Consider the following 15,115-nt stretch of genomic DNA (forward strand, 5'->3'; position numbering starts at 1 on the left):
ACCAGGTCAGGCCGAGGCGGGAGCGACAGGCAGCACCACCAGCGCGGCCAGCCCGTGCCCGGAGTCGTCCGGACGTGGCAGGCCGTCCGCCAGCCGCAGCTCACCCCCGGCCGCCGTGATCAGGCCGGCGCAGATCGCCAGCCCCAGGCCGGTCCCGGGCACGTTCTGGTGCCGGGGTGAGCGCCAGAACCGGTGCAGCGCCTGGGCCCGCTCGGACGCGTCGATGCCCTGGCCGTCGTCCCGCACGGCGAGCGTGACCACCGCGCCGGCGGGATCGAGGTCGGCGCTCACCTCCACGACCTGCGCGCCGGACAGCCGCAACGCGTTGCTGATCAGCTCGTCGAGGATGCTGCCCAGGCCGCCCGGCGGCTCCAACAACCGCAACCCAGGGGGTACGTCGACAGTCAGTGTCTGCCCGGCCGTGGCTGTCAGGGCCCGCCACCTGTCGACCCGGGTCGCCAGTACCTCGTCGAGGTCCACTGGCGAGGCCTTCCGCATGCTCTCCATCCGCGCGCTGGCCTGGAGGGAGTTCAGCATCCGCTGCATCGCCTTCAGTTCGTCGACGGCGACGTCGTACACCTGCTGCCCGTCGCCCTCGGGCCGCAGGTGCGGTGCCAGGCTCTCCACGGCGAGCCGGAGGCTTGTCAACGGGTTGCGTAACTGGTGCGACGCGTCGGAGATGAACGCGCGCTGCCGCTGGGCGGCGTTCTCGACGGCGTCCATCATGGTGTTGAACGACTGCGCGAGCCGTCGCAGCTCGATCGGGCCGGCCTCGGCGTCGGCGCGGATGGTCAGGTCGCCCGCGGAGATCCGCGAGGTCGCCGCGTCCAGTTTCCGCACCGGCCGCAGCACCCACGCCGACACGGGCCAGGCGACGGCCGTCAGCGCGAGCAGCGGCAGCAGCCCGAGCCCGGCCAGCCGGGCCCAGCGTACGAGGATGAGTTCGCGCGTCCGGGACAGGTCGGAGATCGTCACGACGGCGCCGACCACCTCGCTGTCCCGGCCGACCGGCTCCGCCACGACGAGTGCCGAGTCGTCCCACGGTGCCCACTCCCAGGACGGTTCGGACCGCGAGCCGGCAAGCGCCGCGGTCACGATCGTGGGCAACGTGGCCTCGGTGCGGGCCGCCTTCCGGTACGCGTCGGCCGGTCCGAGCAGCACCGCGCCTGACGTGTCGATAAGCGCGACCGGGATGCCGTAGAGCTCGTGGTACCGCGTCAGCTCCTGCTGCAACGCCTCGGTGCGGCCGGTCGACAGGGCGGTCTCGGCAAGCGAGGCGAACCGGCCCACGTCGCCCAGCCGGTTGACGTACGTCTCCTGCATCTCGCGTTCGGCCACGGTGACGCTGAGCGGCACCCCGAGCGCCGCGACGAGCAGGGCCGCGAGGGGGACGAGGACGACGAGGAGCCGGCGGTGCATGACGTCAGCCGGTCAGCTCCGGCTGGTCGGCCAGCAGCCGATAGCCGACGCCGTGGACTGTACGGATGGCCACGTCCGGCCCCAGCTTGTGCCGGAGCGTCGCGATGTGGGTGTCCAGGGTGCGGCTCGACGACTCCCAGGTCGCGCCCCAGATCTGGTCGAGGATGACGTCGCGGCTGACCACGTTTGGTGCCCGCCGGGCCAGCAGCAGGAGCAGCTCGAACTCCTTGCGGGTCAACGACACGAGGGTGCCGTCGACGCTGACCTCGCGGGTGCCGACGCCGATCCGCATCGGGCCGAGGAGGAGCTTCTCGTCCGTCTGTCCGACGGCGCGAGCGGCCCGGGTCCGCCGCAGGACGGCGTCGATGCGGGCGAGCAACTCCGCGACGCCGAACGGTTTGACGATGTAGTCGTCCGCGCCGGCGCGCAGGCCCCGGACCCGCTCGTGCTCCTCGGATCGTGCGGTCACCGCGATGACTGCGGTCTGCGGGTGGTCGCGCAGCCTGCGGATCACGTCGAGCCCGTCGCCGTCGGGGAGACCCAGGTCGACGAGGACCACGTCGGACGGCGCGGCGCGCACGGCCTGGGCGGCGGTGGCGACGCGGTGGACCTCGAAGCCCGCCTGGGTCAGGACGGTCACCAGCCCTCGCGCCACGCGGTCGTCATCCTCGATGACGGTTATCCGCATAGCAGCGGATTGTACGGCCCGGATCGGCTCTCGTGCCGGCCCTGGTTCTTGGGATTTTTCTGACACCAACCCGGCTCCGACCAGCAGAGACTGGGGGCCACTGACGCGCCGAGGAATGTCCATGCGTTGATGGGGAGGTCGCCGTATGCGAACGACAAGCAGGTACCGGGCCGCCGCGCGGATGATCGCCGCGATCGGTGTCGTCTCGCTTGCCGCCGCGTGTTCCGGTAACGGGGGCGCCACCGGCGGCGACGTCGCGAGTTACCCGGACGAGAACATCACAATCGTCGTCCCGTTCAGCGCGGGCGGTCCGACAGACACGGTCACCCGCATGATCGCCGAGCCGATGGCCGCGAAGCTCGGTGGCAAGATCGTCGTCCAGAACGTCGAGGGCGCCGGCGGTACCGTCGGCGCCGGCCAGGTCGCGCGGTCCAAGTCGGACGGCTACACCGTGCTCATGCACCACATCGGCATGTCGACGGCGCCCGCCCTCTACAAGAGCCTCGGCTACAAGCCTCTGGAGGACTTCGAGACGGTCGGGCTGGTCACCGAGGTGCCGATGACGATCGTCGCCCGCAAGGACTTCGCGCCCGCGACACTCCAGGACCTGGTGACCCACGTGAAGGCGAACGCCAACAAGGTCACGCTCGCCAATGCGGGCATCGGCGCCGCGTCCCACCTGTGCGGACTGCTGTTCCAGACCACCACCGGCGTGAAGCTCCAGGAGGTCCCGTACCAGGGCACCGGTCCCGCGCTGACCGACCTCGTCGGCGGCCAGGTCGACTTCATGTGCGACCAGACGACGAACACCAGCGGCCAGATCGCCGCCGGGAAGGTGAAGGCGTACGCGGTCACCACGCCCGAGCGGGTGAAGAGCCTTCCCGACCTGCCCACCACCACCGAGGCCGGCTTGCCGCAGCTGAAGGTCAGCGTGTGGCACGGTCTCTACGTTCCGGCCGACACGCCGAAGGAGATCGTCCAGAAGCTGTCCGAGGCGCTGCAGGTGGCCCTGGCCGACCAGAAGGTCATCGACCAGATGGCCAAGCTCGGCACCGCTCCCGTCCCGGCCCAGGACGCGACCCCGGACGCTCACCGGGCGAAACTCGACGAGCAGCTCGGCACCTGGGCGAAGATCATCGCCGACGCCGGGGTCAAGGTCTCCTGAGGTGGAGCGCCGTCGGTCGTACCCGGACGTCCTCGCCGGGGGAATCTTCGTCCTGATCGGTGGCGCATTCGTGGTGGGGGCGCTCGGCTACGAGCTGGGCACCCCCACGCGGATGGGTCCCGGCGCCTTCCCGCTGCTGGTCGGCGCGGCCGTGGGCGCGCTGGGCCTGGCGATCATCGGCAAGGGGCTCGTCGCCGGTGAGGTGATCTCGTTCGGGCCGGTCCCGTGGCGGGCGGTCGCCGTCATCGTGCTCGCGGTCCTGTTCTTCGGGTTCACCATCCGGCGCCTCGGGTTCGTACCGACGACGGCGGTGACCGCGCTGCTCACCACCCTGGCCAGCGCACGCGTACGGCCGCTCACGGCGGTGGCCGTGGCCACCGGGCTGACCGTGGCCAGCACGCTCATCTTCGTCGTCGGACTCCAGCTACGGATCCCCCTGTGGGGCCCCTGGCTGGGTCCTGACGCGACATCCGGATTGAGGCATGGAACTCCTCGACAACCTCGCGCTGGGCTTCTCGACGGCCCTGCTGGTCCAGAACGTCCTCTACTGCTTCGTCGGAGTGCTGCTCGGGACCGCGGTGGGTGTGCTGCCCGGCATCGGGCCCACGGCGACGGTGGCGATGCTGCTGCCGATCACGTTCAGCTTCGAGCCGGTCACGGCGCTGATCATGCTGGCCGGCATCTACTACGGGGCCCAGTACGGCGGCTCGACGACAGCCATCCTGATCAACCTGCCCGGTGAGTCGTCCGCCGCGGTGACCGCGCTGGACGGGCACGAGATGGCTCGCCAGGGCCGGGCCGGTCCGGCCCTGGCGGCCGCGGCGATCGGGTCCTTCGTCGCGGGTACGGTCGCCACCGTGGTGCTCGCCGCCGCGGCCCCACCGTTGGCAAGTGTCGCGTTGAAGTTCGGTCCCGCCGACTACTTCTCCCTCGTGCTGTTCGGTCTGATCGTGTCGATCGCGCTGGCACGGGGCACCGCGCTCAAGGCACTGGCGATGATCGCGCTCGGCGTGCTGCTCGGCACGGTCGGCCAGGACATCTACACCGGCACGCCCCGGTTCGTGTTCGAGCAGCGCGAGCTGTACGGCGGCATCGACTTCGTGTCGGTCGCCGTGGGCCTGTTCGGGGTGGCCGAGATCCTGCGCAACCTCGAGAACGAGCAGACCCGGACGGCGATCGTCAGCAGGGTGACAAACCTCTGGCCGACGCGCGAGGACCGGCGTCGGATCGTCGCCCCGATCCTGCGCGGCACCGGCCTCGGCGCCGCGCTCGGCGTCCTGCCCGGCGGCGGCCACGTGCTGGCATCGTTCACCTCGTACGCCGTCGAGAAGCGCATCTCGAAGCGGCAGCAGGAGTTCGGGCGCGGCGCGATCGAGGGCGTCGCCGGCCCCGAGTCGGCGAACAACGCCGCCGCGCAGACGTCGTTCATCCCGCTACTCACCCTGGGCCTGCCCGCCCACCCGGTGATGGCCCTGATGATCGGCGCGTTCATCGTGCACGGCATCACCCCGGGCCCGAACGTCATCAACGACGAGCCGGCGCTGTTCTGGGGCCTGATCGCCTCGATGTGGATCGGCAACGTGCTCCTGCTGCTGCTGAACCTGCCGCTGATCGGCCTCTGGGTACGCATGCTGCGCATCCCGTACCAGGTGCTCTTTCCGATGATCATCCTGTTCGCCGCGATCGGCACCTACTCACTGAACTCCAACGCGTACGACGTCTACGCGATCGCGTTCTTCGGGATCCTGGGATACATCCTGATCAAGTGCGGGTGCGAGCCGGCGCCCCTGCTGCTCGGCTTCGTCCTCGGCCCACTGCTGGAGGAGAACCTGCGCCGCGCGCTCATCATCTCCCGTGGCGACCCGTCGGTCTTCCTGACCCGACCGATCTCCGCGGCGCTGCTGGCCCTGACGGTCGCCGCGCTCGTCGTCGCCGTCCTCCCGACGATCCGCCGGCGTCGCGAGGTCGTCTTCGCCGAGGAGGAGTAGTAATCCGAACCGCGTGACGGTCAGGTCGACGAAGATTGTCCCCGTGACGAGCGACAACCCGCATCGGGGCTGGACCAGCCGAACCGCCTGGGAGGGGCGGTTCAACGCGCCGCTGCGCGCGTTCCTGCGTACCGAGACCGGCGGCGCTCGGGTGGTGCTGGTCGCCGCGGTGGTGGCTCTCGTCTGGGCGAACCTCAGCGCGTCGTCGTACGAGTCGGTCTGGAGCACCTCCTTCTCCGTACAGCTCGGCGACTGGCACCTGTCGGACGACCTGCGGACCTGGGTCAACAGCGGTCTGATGACGTTCTTCTTCCTGGTCGCGGGGCTGGAGTTGCGCCGCGAGTTCGACATCGGCGAGTTGCGGGATCGGCGTCGCCTGGCGTTGCCGATGCTCGCCGGGGTCGGCGGCATGCTCGTGCCGATCGCCATCTACCTCGCCATCAACGCCGGGCACACCACCGCTGCGGGCTGGGGCGCGGTGATGGCCACCGACACGGCGCTCGCGCTCGGCGCCCTCGCCGTCTTCGGGCCGCGCTTCTCGGAACGGCTGCGGGGTTTCCTGCTGACCGTCTCCGTCGTCGACGACGTGGTGGCGATCGCGGTGCTGGCCATCGCGTACCCCCATCACCCCTCGTTGACGGCGCTTGTCGTCGCGGCGGCGATCTTCGGCGTCGTGCTGCTCGTCCGGGGCTGCGGGGTGCGGTTCGGGCCGGTCTACGCGCTGCTGGGCGTGGCGGCCTGGATCGCCGTCTCGATGTCCGGTGTCGACCCGGTCGCGGTGGGCCTGGTGATGGGGTTGCTGACCTACGCCTACGCCCCCGGCCGCGGTGACCTGCAACGGGCCAGCGACCAGTTCCGCCTCTTCCGGGAACAACCCACCCCGCAGCTCGCCCGGATGGCCCGGTCCGGGCTCATCTCGGCGCTGTCGCCGAACGAGCGGCTGCAGACGCTCTACCACCCGTGGGCGAGCTACGTGGTGGTACCCCTGTTCGCGCTTGCCAACGTCGGCATCGTGATCGACGGCGACCTGTTGGCCAGGGCCGTGACCTCCCCGGTCACGCTCGGCGTCGTGGTCGCGTACATCGTCGGCAAGCCGGCAGGTATCACCGCCACCGCGTGGTTGGTGACCCGGTTGAGCGGCAACCGATTCCGGCCACCTGTCGGCTGGCTTGCCGTCGCGGGGGTCGGGACGATCTCCGGCATCGGGTTCACCGTCGCGCTCCTGATCGCCACCCATGCGCTCAACGGCCCGGCCCTGGACGAGGCGAAGTTCGGCATCATCGTGGCGACGCTCGGCGCGTCCCTCGTCACCTGGCTGCTGTTCCGCTCCGTCGGGCGGCTCTCGCCGGCGCGGCGAACCCGCGCGCTGCTGGGCGTCACCGAGGGGATCGTCGACCTGATGCTGCCGGTCGATGCGGATCGCGACCACATGCGCGGGTCGCTCGAGGCGCCGGTGACGGTGGTGGAGTACGGCGACTTCGAGTGCCCCTACTGCGGGCAGGCCGAGCCGGTGGTCAGGGAGTTGCTTGCCGACTTCGCAAACGTCCGGTACGTCTGGCGGCACCTCCCGCTCACCGACGTCCACCCCCATGCCCAACTGGCCGCGGAGGCCGCCGAGGCGGCGGGGGAGCAGGGCGCGTTCTGGGAGATGCACGACCTGCTGCTCGCCCACCAGGATGCTCTCGACCCCGCCGACGTGCTGGGCTACGCCGAACAGCTCGGCCTGAACCTGGACGCGTTCCGCGAGCACATGGTGAAGCGGATGGGCGTGGACCGGATCGCCGAGGACGTCGACTCCGCCGACCTCAGCGGCGTCACCGGCACCCCGACCTTCTTCATCAACGGCCGGCGACACCACGGCGCGTACGACATCGCCGCGCTCTCGGCGGCGGTGAAGGCGGCGTTCGCGAGCGCGAAGCTCCGCCCCGAGTACCACCCCCGCGAACCTGGGCGCCGCGAGGCCGGGCCGGCGCGCTGACCGTCGGGCGCGCGGTCGTTGCGGGCCAGGTGGTCGACGGGCGCCGCGGTCGCCTGTCGGCCGTCGGCGGTGCCGGCTTGCTCAGGGGTACGGATGGACACCTCGCCAACAGTCGGCCTGCGTGACCTGCGTGCTCTGTCTGCGTGACCTGCGGTCCGCCTCCGTGACCTGGGATCCGCCTCCGGGCCACCTCGGTCGTGAGGTGTCGGTCGGCACCTTTGGAGCTGAATCGTTTGCGACATCAGCGACCAGTGTGGGTCGTTCTTTCGGCCAGTGGGGACGAGCCCTCGCCCCCTGCCCCTCGATCAGGGAGTTGTGGTGGCCAAAAGCTCCGTGTAAGCCCCTGATGTGGCGCACCACAACTCCATGATCGACGCAGGCCGGGCCGGCAGCCCCGGCGATCTTGCAGTTTGGGTTGCCGAGATGTGGGAGATGAGCCTTATGTCGCCACAGAAAGTGCAAGATCGCGGTGGTTGGGAACCGCCCGCGCCGAAGCCCTGGGCTCGCAGTTGATTGCGATGCCTGGCCGACTCCGATCACCGGCAGGTTCAGCGCCGCACGCGACAGCGCGCGGCCATGTCCGAAGTGGAACAGTGCGCGGAACGTGTTCGTGGAATCACGCTGGACTCGAGCCCTTGACTCGCGGGAAACATCGAGCCACCATCTGACAACGTTGTCACAGATCCTGTCGTCTGACAACGTTGTCATGTCTGGAGGCTCGATGTCCGACCCATCGCCGATGTCGCGGCGTACCTTCCTCTCCGCCGGCGCGACGCTGCTCGCCTCGGTCGGGGTGACCGCGGCGCTGCCGGACGCCCCCGCGTCCGCCGCCGTGCCGACGCCGCCGGCTACCCCGACCGCCACCCCGACCGCCACCGACCTGGCTCGGTACCGCCCGGTGGCGGTCTCCTCGACCGACTACGCGCCGACACCCGCCACCTTCGCCGTGGACGGTCTGGCGCAGGTCGGCGTCCGGGGGAGTGGGTGGCGCGCCGCCAACGGTGACCCACAGTGGATCTCGGTGGACCTCCAGGCGCTGTGCCGGGTCGAGGCCGTCTCGCTGGTCTTCGAGGCCACGCTCGCCGACGGGCCGTTCGACGGCAACTACACCGACACCGACGGTGACGAGATCCTCTCCAGTGCCGCGACGGCGTACCGGATCGAGGTCTCCACCGACGGCAGTGCCTGGCGCACGGTGTACGAGACCAGCGAGGGCCAGGGCGGCGTGCAGACCATCAAGCTGCCCGAGCCGGTCACCGCCCGGTGGGTACGAATGACCGCCATGAAGCGCTCGAACAGCAACCCGGTGGGCCTCAACGGCTTCCAGGTCTACGGCGTGCCGCTGGCCGGCCGACCGAAAGCCGAGGGCTGGACCAGTTGGGAGGGTGGCAACACCGGCCCGGCCCCCGAGCTGAAGGTCGCCGCCGACGGTACGGTGCCGCTGGAGTCGGGCTGGTCGTTGACGATTGACGACTTTGCCGGCACCGCCGACGGCGCCGAACTCTCCCGCGCCGGTGTCGACGTCCGGTCGTGGCTGCCGGCGACGGTGCCCGGCACCGTGCTGGGCACCCTCGTCGAGCAGGGGCACCTGCCCGACCCGGTGAGCGGCCTCAACAACATGCGCATCCCGGAGGCGCTGTCCCGGCACACGTGGTGGTACCGGCGCGCGCTGCGCCTGCCGCGCGACCTGGACACCTCGGCCGGCCGCCGGGTCTGGCTGGAGTTCGACGGGATCAACCACGAGGCGACCGCCTGGGTCAACGGCGTACAGGTCGGCAGCGTCAAGCACCCGTTCGCGCGGGCGGCCTTCGACATCACCGACGCCCTCGCTGGTCACCGGGGCGAACACGTCCTCGCCGTCCGGGTCACCCCGATGCCGCACCAGGGCACCCCCGGCGACAAGGGCCCCGACGGCCGTACCTTCCTCCAGTCGGCCCACCACTACCTGGACGCGCCGACCTACCTGGCGGTGTCCGGATGGGACTGGATGCCGGCCGTCCGCGACCGGGTCACCGGCCTCTGGGACCACGTCCGGCTGCGCAGCACCGGCGCCGTCGTCGTCGGCGACCCGCACGTGCAGACCACGCTGCCCGACCTGCCCCGCACCGACACCGCCGAGGTCACCATCCGGGTGCCGGTCCGCAACGCGGCCACCACCGCGACCACTGTCACCGTCCGCGCGGAGTTCGACAAGGTACGCGTCGAGTCCACCGTCACCGTACCCGCCGGCGGAAGCACCACCGTCACCTTCGCGCCGGAGCGCTTCCCCGCCCTGCGCCTACGCAAGCCCCAGCTGTGGTGGCCCAACGGCTACGGCGACCCCCACCTGTACGACCTCACGCTCACCGCCACCGTCAAGCGCTCGGTGAGCGACCGGCGCGCACTGCGCTTCGGTATCCGCGAGTTCGCCTACGACTGGCACCAGCCGATCGTGATCTCGCCGCCCGGCGAGCCGGCGCTGGAGTTCGTCGACGGCGCGGCCACCCAGTTGGTCACGTTCGCCCGGCAGTACGCGCGGCACGTGCGCATCCAGGCCGGCCAGCGCGCCACCGGCTGGGGCATCTCGATGTTCTCGCTGTCGGTGGCCGACGGAACCGGCCCGGATCTCGCCCTGCGCCGCGACGCCACCGCCTCGTCGTCGGAGAGCGACAGCAACGGGCCGGCCAGGGCCGTCGACGGCGACCCGGCGACCCGCTGGGCCTCGCAGGCCGAGGACGACCAGTGGATCCAGGTCGACCTCGGCGCGGCTGTCGACTTCGACCGGGTCACCATCGTGTGGGAGCAGGCGTACGCGCTGGACTACCGCGTGCAGGTCTCCGTCGACGGCGACGCCTGGGGCGACGTGACGTCGGTGAGCAACGACACCCCGCTGGGCAGCCGGGCCACCCAGGTCGAGACGTTCGCCAGCCAGACCGCCCAGCACCTGCGCATCCAGACCGGCGCGCGGGTCACCTCGTGGGGCGTGTCCATGTGGGCGCTCTCGGTGCAGCGGCAGGCCGCGCCGGAGGTCGACCTGGCCCTGCGCAAGGCCGCCACCGCGTCGTCGTCCGACGGCGACTCGAACGGCCCGGACCGGGCCGTCGACGGCAACCCGCGGACCCGGTGGTCGTCGGCGTTCGAGGACAACCAGTGGATCCAGGTCGACCTCGGCGCACCTGTCACCTTCGACCAGGTCACCATCGTCTGGGAGCAGGCGTACGCCCGCGACTTCGTCATCCAGGTGTCCGACGACGGGCAGCGCTGGACGGACGTCAAGGCGGTCAGCAACAAGATCACCGAGCTGAAGATCAGTGTCAACGGCGTGCCGGTGTTCGCCCGGGGTGGCAACTGGGGCTGGGACGAGCTGCTGCGTCGGGTGCTGCCCGACCGGCTGGCCGACACGGTCGAGATGCACCGGGACATGAACTTCACGATGATCCGCAACTGGCTCGGCAGCAGCAACCGTGAGGAGTTGTACCAGGCCTGCGACGAGCAGGGCATCCTGGTGTGGAACGACTTCTGGCAGGCCGGCGGGTTCCTGCCCAACCCGCCCGGCTACGTGGACATCGCCGCCGACACGATCCGCCGGTTCCGCCACCACCCGAGCATCGTGGTCTGGTGCGGCGCGAACGAGGGGGACCCGCCGCCGATCGTCGACGCCGGCCTCAAGCAGGCCGTCAGCACCGAGCACCCGGAGATCCTCTACATTCCCAACTCGGCCAGCGGCATCGTGAGCGGGCGCGGGCCGTACCACTGGGTCGACCCGAGCACCTACACCGACGTCACGATGTACGAGGCCGACTCCTTCGGCTTCCACACCGAGATCGGCATGCCGGTCGTGTCGGTGGTGGAGAGCATGCGCAACCTCGTCGGTGACGCGCCGGAGTGGCCGATCAGCGAGGTGTGGAACTACCACGACTGGTCGACGATCGGTAACCAGCGCGTCGGCACGTACCAGGCGGCGATCGACGCGCGGCTCGGTGAGTCCGCCTCGCTCGACGAGTTCGCCACCCGGGCGCAGTTCGTCAACTACGAGAGCCACCGGGCCATGTTCGAGGCGTGGAACGCCAACCTGTGGCAGGACGCCACGGGTCTGCTGCTGTGGATGTCGCACCCGGCGTGGCACAGCACGGTCTGGCAGACCTACGACTACGACCTCGACGTCAACGGCGCCTACTACGGCGCCCGCAAGGGGTGCGAGCCGGTGCACGTCCAGGCCGACCCGGGCAGCTGGCAGGTCCGGGTGGTCAACCACACCGCCGCGCCGCTGAGCGGGGTCACGGTGAGTGCCCGACGGTACGACCTGAGCGGCCGGCCGTTGGGTGCGCCCCAGCGTCAGCGCGTGGACGTGGCCCGGTCGGCCACCACTGCGGTCTTCCCGCTCGCCGCGCCGGACGGCGGCGGGCTGCACCTGGTGCGACTGGAGCTGCGCGACGGCCGCGACCGGCTGCTTGCGGAGAACACGTACTGGCGCTACGACAAGGCCGAGCAGTTGCGGGCGCTCAACGACCTGCCGAGCACCCGACTGTCGACGTCGTCGAGCACCGTCCGCGTCGTGGACGGACGCAACACCGTCACCACGACGGTCCGCAACCAGGGCCGTACGGTCGCCGCGTTGGTGCGGCTCGCGGTGCGCGACAAGGGTGGTGAGCGGGTCCTGCCGGCCCGCTACGACGACAACTACTTCTGGCTCCTGCCGGGGGAGACTCGCGAGGTGCGGATCTCCTGGCCGGTGCGGTCGAACCTCGCCCGCCAGGTCACCGTGACCGCGCAGGCGTACAACTCCTAGGAGTACGCGGTGGGAGGCGGCATCCCGAGCCGCTTCCCACCGTGTCGTGCCTGTCCCGCCACCTGATGCGGGTGTTTAGGTCGGTTACCGCACTCCGGCTCGACGCCGACGCCCATGCTGTACGAGTGACACGGTCCGGTTCCACGTCCGGCGCGGTGCGGGTCGCGTTCGCGTTCTGGATCACGCTCGTGGGCACCACCGTGCCGACCCCGCTCTATCCGCTCTACGAGATGGAGTTCGGGTTCTCGTCGTTGACCGTGACAGTGGTCTACGCCCTGTACGCGCTGGGAGTCGTGGTCGGGCTACTGGTCTTCGGCCGACTCTCCGACCAGATCGGGCGACGTCCGGTCATCCTCATCGCGCTGCTCCTCTCGGTCGCCGCCGACGCTGTGTTCCTGGCCGCCGTGGACCTGGCGATGATCATCGTGGGGCGGATCCTCGCCGGTCTGTCCGCCGCGCTGATCATCGGGGCGGCGACCGCGGCGCTTGCGGAGCTGATCGACCCGCGGCACCCGAGGCGGGCCGCCACCGTGTCGATCTTCGCGAACCTGGGCGGCCTGGCGACCGGCACCCTGCTGTCCGGGATCGTGTCGGACGTGGCACCCGACCCGCTCCGGCTGCCCTGGGTGATCGTGCTGGTCCTGGCGGTGATCGCGATCATCGCGCTGCGAGGGGTGCCGGAGACGGTACGGGAACGGTCCGCGGTGACCCTGCGGGTGCAGCGGTTGCACGTGCCGGCGGCCATCCGCGGCGACTTCGTCCGTTCGGCGATCACCGCCGGTGCGGGCTTCGCGGCGCTCGGAGTGCTGACGTCGGTGAGCGGGTTGTTCCTCGGCATGGTCCTGCACGAGACCTCACACACCCTGGCGGCGCTCGTGGTCTTCGTGGCGTTCACCGCAGCGGCGTTCGGTCAGCTGCTGACCCGCGTCCTGTCCTCGCGCGCCGCGCTCGCCTACGCCTGCCTGGGCCTGGTCGCGGGGGCCGGCCTGCTGGCGTACAGCATGTGGATGGCCCTGCTGGCGACGCTGCTCGCCAGCGCGGCGCTCATCGGGGTCGCGTCGGGAATGGCGGTCGGCGACGGCATCGCGACGATCACGATGAAGACCGAACCGCAGCACCGGGCCGAGGCGGTGTCGACCTTCTTCGCCATCCTGTTCGCCATGCTCGGCGTGCCCGCGGTCGGGGTCGGTCTGCTCATCCAGACGATCGGCCTGCGTCCCGCCGGCGAAGTGTTCAGTGCGGTGGTGGCGGTGCTCGCCCTGGTCGTCCTGCTCAGCCTGGTGCGGGGCGGCCGGACCCGGCCCGCGAGTTGATCCGGACTGACGGTTCCGGGCGCCCGGGGGCGTTCCGGTAAGCCATTCACGGAGCTCTTGCGGCGGTCATCGTATACAACATACGCTCCCCGAATCGCCCACTCGAGGAGCTCTCCATGACGAACCTCTCCGTCCGCGACACGAACCTGCCCCGCCGCCGGGTGCTCCGGGCCGCCGTGGCGGCGGCCGCCGTCGTCTGCACGGTCGTCGCCTGCTCACCGGTGTCGAACAGCGACGGCGGCGACCGGTCCGGCGGCGACCAGTCGGCGGGCCAGGATTCCTTCGGTACGCCCGCAGACCCCGCTGCCGTGAAGCAGGGCGGCAAGCTGGTCATCGCCCTCTCCGCCGAGCCCGACGCGCTGGACCCGACACTGTCCAGAAGCCTCTACTCCCGCTACGTCTTCCAGGCGATGTGCCAGAAGCTGTACGACGTCAACGAGCAGGCGCAGGTCGTACCGCAGCTCGCGACGGCCCTGCCCACCACGAGCGGCGACGGCCGGACGGTGACCATCCCGCTGCGGCCCGGCGTGCGCTTCGCAGACGGGACGGCGTTCGACTCGGCCGCGGTGAAGGCCACCCTGCAACGCCACCTCACCAACGCCAGGTCGGCGCGCAAGAGCGAACTCGGCCCCATCGACGGCATCGACACCCCGGACCCGCAGACCGTCATCCTGCGACTCAAGCAGCCGTTCGCGCCGCTGCTCGGCGCCCTCGCCGACCGGGCCGGCATGATCATGAGCGCACAGGCGCTCAGCGCTCGCGGTGACGACTTCGCCTCGGCGCCGGTCTGCGTCGGCCCCTTCAAGTTCGCCAAGCGCGTACCGCAGAACTCCATCGAGGTGGTGCGGGACCCGAACTACTACGACGCGAGCGCGGTGCACCTGGACGGCATCTCGTGGCGGATCCTGACCGACGCGAGCATCCGCGCGGCCAACCTGCGCTCCGGCGATGCTCAGGTCGCCGACTCGGTCTCCACCCAGGACGTCGCCTCGCTCCGGCAGGACGCGGCGGTCTCCGTCCTGCAGTCGCAGTCCCTCGGCTACCAGGGCCTGACCATCAACGTCGGCAACGTCGACGGCGTCGGCACCACCCCCAAGCCCATCAACCGGCCGCTCGCGCAGAACGCCAAGGTGCGGCAGGCCTTCGAGCACGCCATCGACCGCGAGGCCCTGGTCGACGCGGTCTTCAGCGGTGAGCACGCCGCCGCCTGCTCCCCGATCTCGCCCGCGAGCACGTTCTCGTCCCCGGAGGCGCAGACCTGCCCGGCGCACGACCCGGCCAAGGCCAAGCAGTTGCTTGCCGAGGCCGGCGTCCAGACGCCGTACGCGGTGACGATGCTCGCCTCGAACACCCCCGACACGCTGCGCCTCGCGCAGGCCCTGCAGTCCATGGTCAAGGACGGCGGATTCGACCTGAAGATCAACCCGGTGGAGTACTCGTCGCTCCTCGACGAGCAGGACCGGGGCAACTTCGAGTTGCTGCAACTGGGCTGGAGCGGTCGGATCGACCCGGACGCCAACATCACCAACTTCGTCGGCACCGGCGCCAGCCAGAACGTCGCCGGCTACGGCAACCCGCAGCTCGACACGCTGCTGACCCAGGCCCGCCAGTCCGGCGACGTCGCCGAGCGCCGGAAGCTGTACGGGCAGGCGGTCACCCTGCTCCAGCAGGACGACGCCCTGATCTACCTCTACCGGCAGCGCAACCTGACCGCCGTCGGCAAGCAGATCCAGGGTCTCCAGGTCTTTCCGGACGGCGTGATCCGGGCGGCCTTCGCCGGCTTCGGCAAGTAGGTC

The 15,115-nt window shown here is 70.6% G+C and carries 8 protein-coding genes and 1 pseudogene; 7 read left to right on the forward strand and 2 right to left on the reverse strand.

What is annotated here, in order from left to right; all coding sequences use genetic code 11:
* Positions 1-6 precede the first annotated feature (6 nt).
* Together ACWER9_RS13340 and ACWER9_RS13345 are read right to left on the reverse strand one after the other, a co-directional pair.
* Positions 7-1,419, reverse strand: coding sequence for an ATP-binding protein (locus tag ACWER9_RS13340; protein ID WP_452302086.1), 1,413 nt, complete (start codon positions 1,417-1,419; stop codon positions 7-9).
* Between the two features lie 4 nt (positions 1,420-1,423).
* On the reverse strand, positions 1,424-2,107 hold the full coding sequence (locus ACWER9_RS13345; protein WP_452302087.1) for a response regulator transcription factor: 684 nt from the start codon (positions 2,105-2,107) through the stop codon (positions 1,424-1,426).
* A 145-nt stretch (positions 2,108-2,252) separates the two neighbouring features.
* Between ACWER9_RS13345 and ACWER9_RS13350 the strand changes: the two genes are divergently transcribed.
* The 7 genes and pseudogenes from ACWER9_RS13350 to ACWER9_RS13380 all read left to right on the forward strand — a co-directional run bounded on the left by ACWER9_RS13350 (position 2,253) and on the right by ACWER9_RS13380 (position 15,112).
* Positions 2,253-3,272 (forward strand): tripartite tricarboxylate transporter substrate-binding protein, encoded by a 1,020-nt coding sequence (locus ACWER9_RS13350; RefSeq protein ID WP_452302088.1) that lies wholly within the window; start codon positions 2,253-2,255, stop codon positions 3,270-3,272.
* Between the two features lie 73 nt (positions 3,273-3,345).
* Positions 3,346-3,648: pseudogene (locus ACWER9_RS13355) on the forward strand (tripartite tricarboxylate transporter TctB family protein); the annotation flags it as partial.
* A 106-nt stretch (positions 3,649-3,754) separates the two neighbouring features.
* Positions 3,755-5,260: a tripartite tricarboxylate transporter permease gene (locus ACWER9_RS13360; RefSeq protein ID WP_452302089.1), complete on the forward strand. Its 1,506-nt coding sequence runs from the start codon at positions 3,755-3,757 to the stop codon at positions 5,258-5,260.
* Between the two features lie 43 nt (positions 5,261-5,303).
* A complete protein-coding gene (locus ACWER9_RS13365) occupies positions 5,304-7,238 on the forward strand; it encodes a Na+/H+ antiporter NhaA (protein ID WP_452302090.1) in 1,935 nt (644 codons plus the stop codon).
* A 721-nt stretch (positions 7,239-7,959) separates the two neighbouring features.
* Complete coding sequence (locus ACWER9_RS13370; protein WP_452302091.1) at positions 7,960-12,006, forward strand: discoidin domain-containing protein; 4,047 nt, start codon at positions 7,960-7,962, stop codon at positions 12,004-12,006.
* Between the two features lie 125 nt (positions 12,007-12,131).
* Positions 12,132-13,319, forward strand: coding sequence for an MFS transporter (locus ACWER9_RS13375; protein WP_452302092.1), 1,188 nt, complete (start codon positions 12,132-12,134; stop codon positions 13,317-13,319).
* A 116-nt stretch (positions 13,320-13,435) separates the two neighbouring features.
* Positions 13,436-15,112, forward strand: a complete 1,677-nt coding sequence (locus ACWER9_RS13380; protein WP_452302093.1) for an ABC transporter substrate-binding protein — start codon at positions 13,436-13,438, stop codon at positions 15,110-15,112.
* The last annotated feature ends 3 nt before the right edge of the window (positions 15,113-15,115 follow it).

The sequence above is a fragment of the Micromonospora sp. NPDC003944 genome, from assembly GCF_053605225.1.

What these genes read in the sequence shown, in the direction of transcription:
- ACWER9_RS13370 (WP_452302091.1), top strand. Translation starts at nt 7,960, where the DNA reads ATGTCCGACCCATCGCCGATGTCGCGGCGTACCTTCCTCTCCGCCGGC.
- ACWER9_RS13360 (WP_452302089.1), top strand. Translation starts at nt 3,755, where the DNA reads ATGGAACTCCTCGACAACCTCGCGCTGGGCTTCTCGACGGCCCTGCTG.
- ACWER9_RS13350 (WP_452302088.1), top strand. Translation starts at nt 2,253, where the DNA reads ATGCGAACGACAAGCAGGTACCGGGCCGCCGCGCGGATGATCGCCGCG.
- ACWER9_RS13380 (WP_452302093.1), top strand. Translation starts at nt 13,436, where the DNA reads ATGACGAACCTCTCCGTCCGCGACACGAACCTGCCCCGCCGCCGGGTG.
- ACWER9_RS13340 (WP_452302086.1), bottom strand. Translation starts at nt 1,419, where the DNA reads ATGCACCGCCGGCTCCTCGTCGTCCTCGTCCCCCTCGCGGCCCTGCTC.
- ACWER9_RS13345 (WP_452302087.1), bottom strand. Translation starts at nt 2,107, where the DNA reads ATGCGGATAACCGTCATCGAGGATGACGACCGCGTGGCGCGAGGGCTG.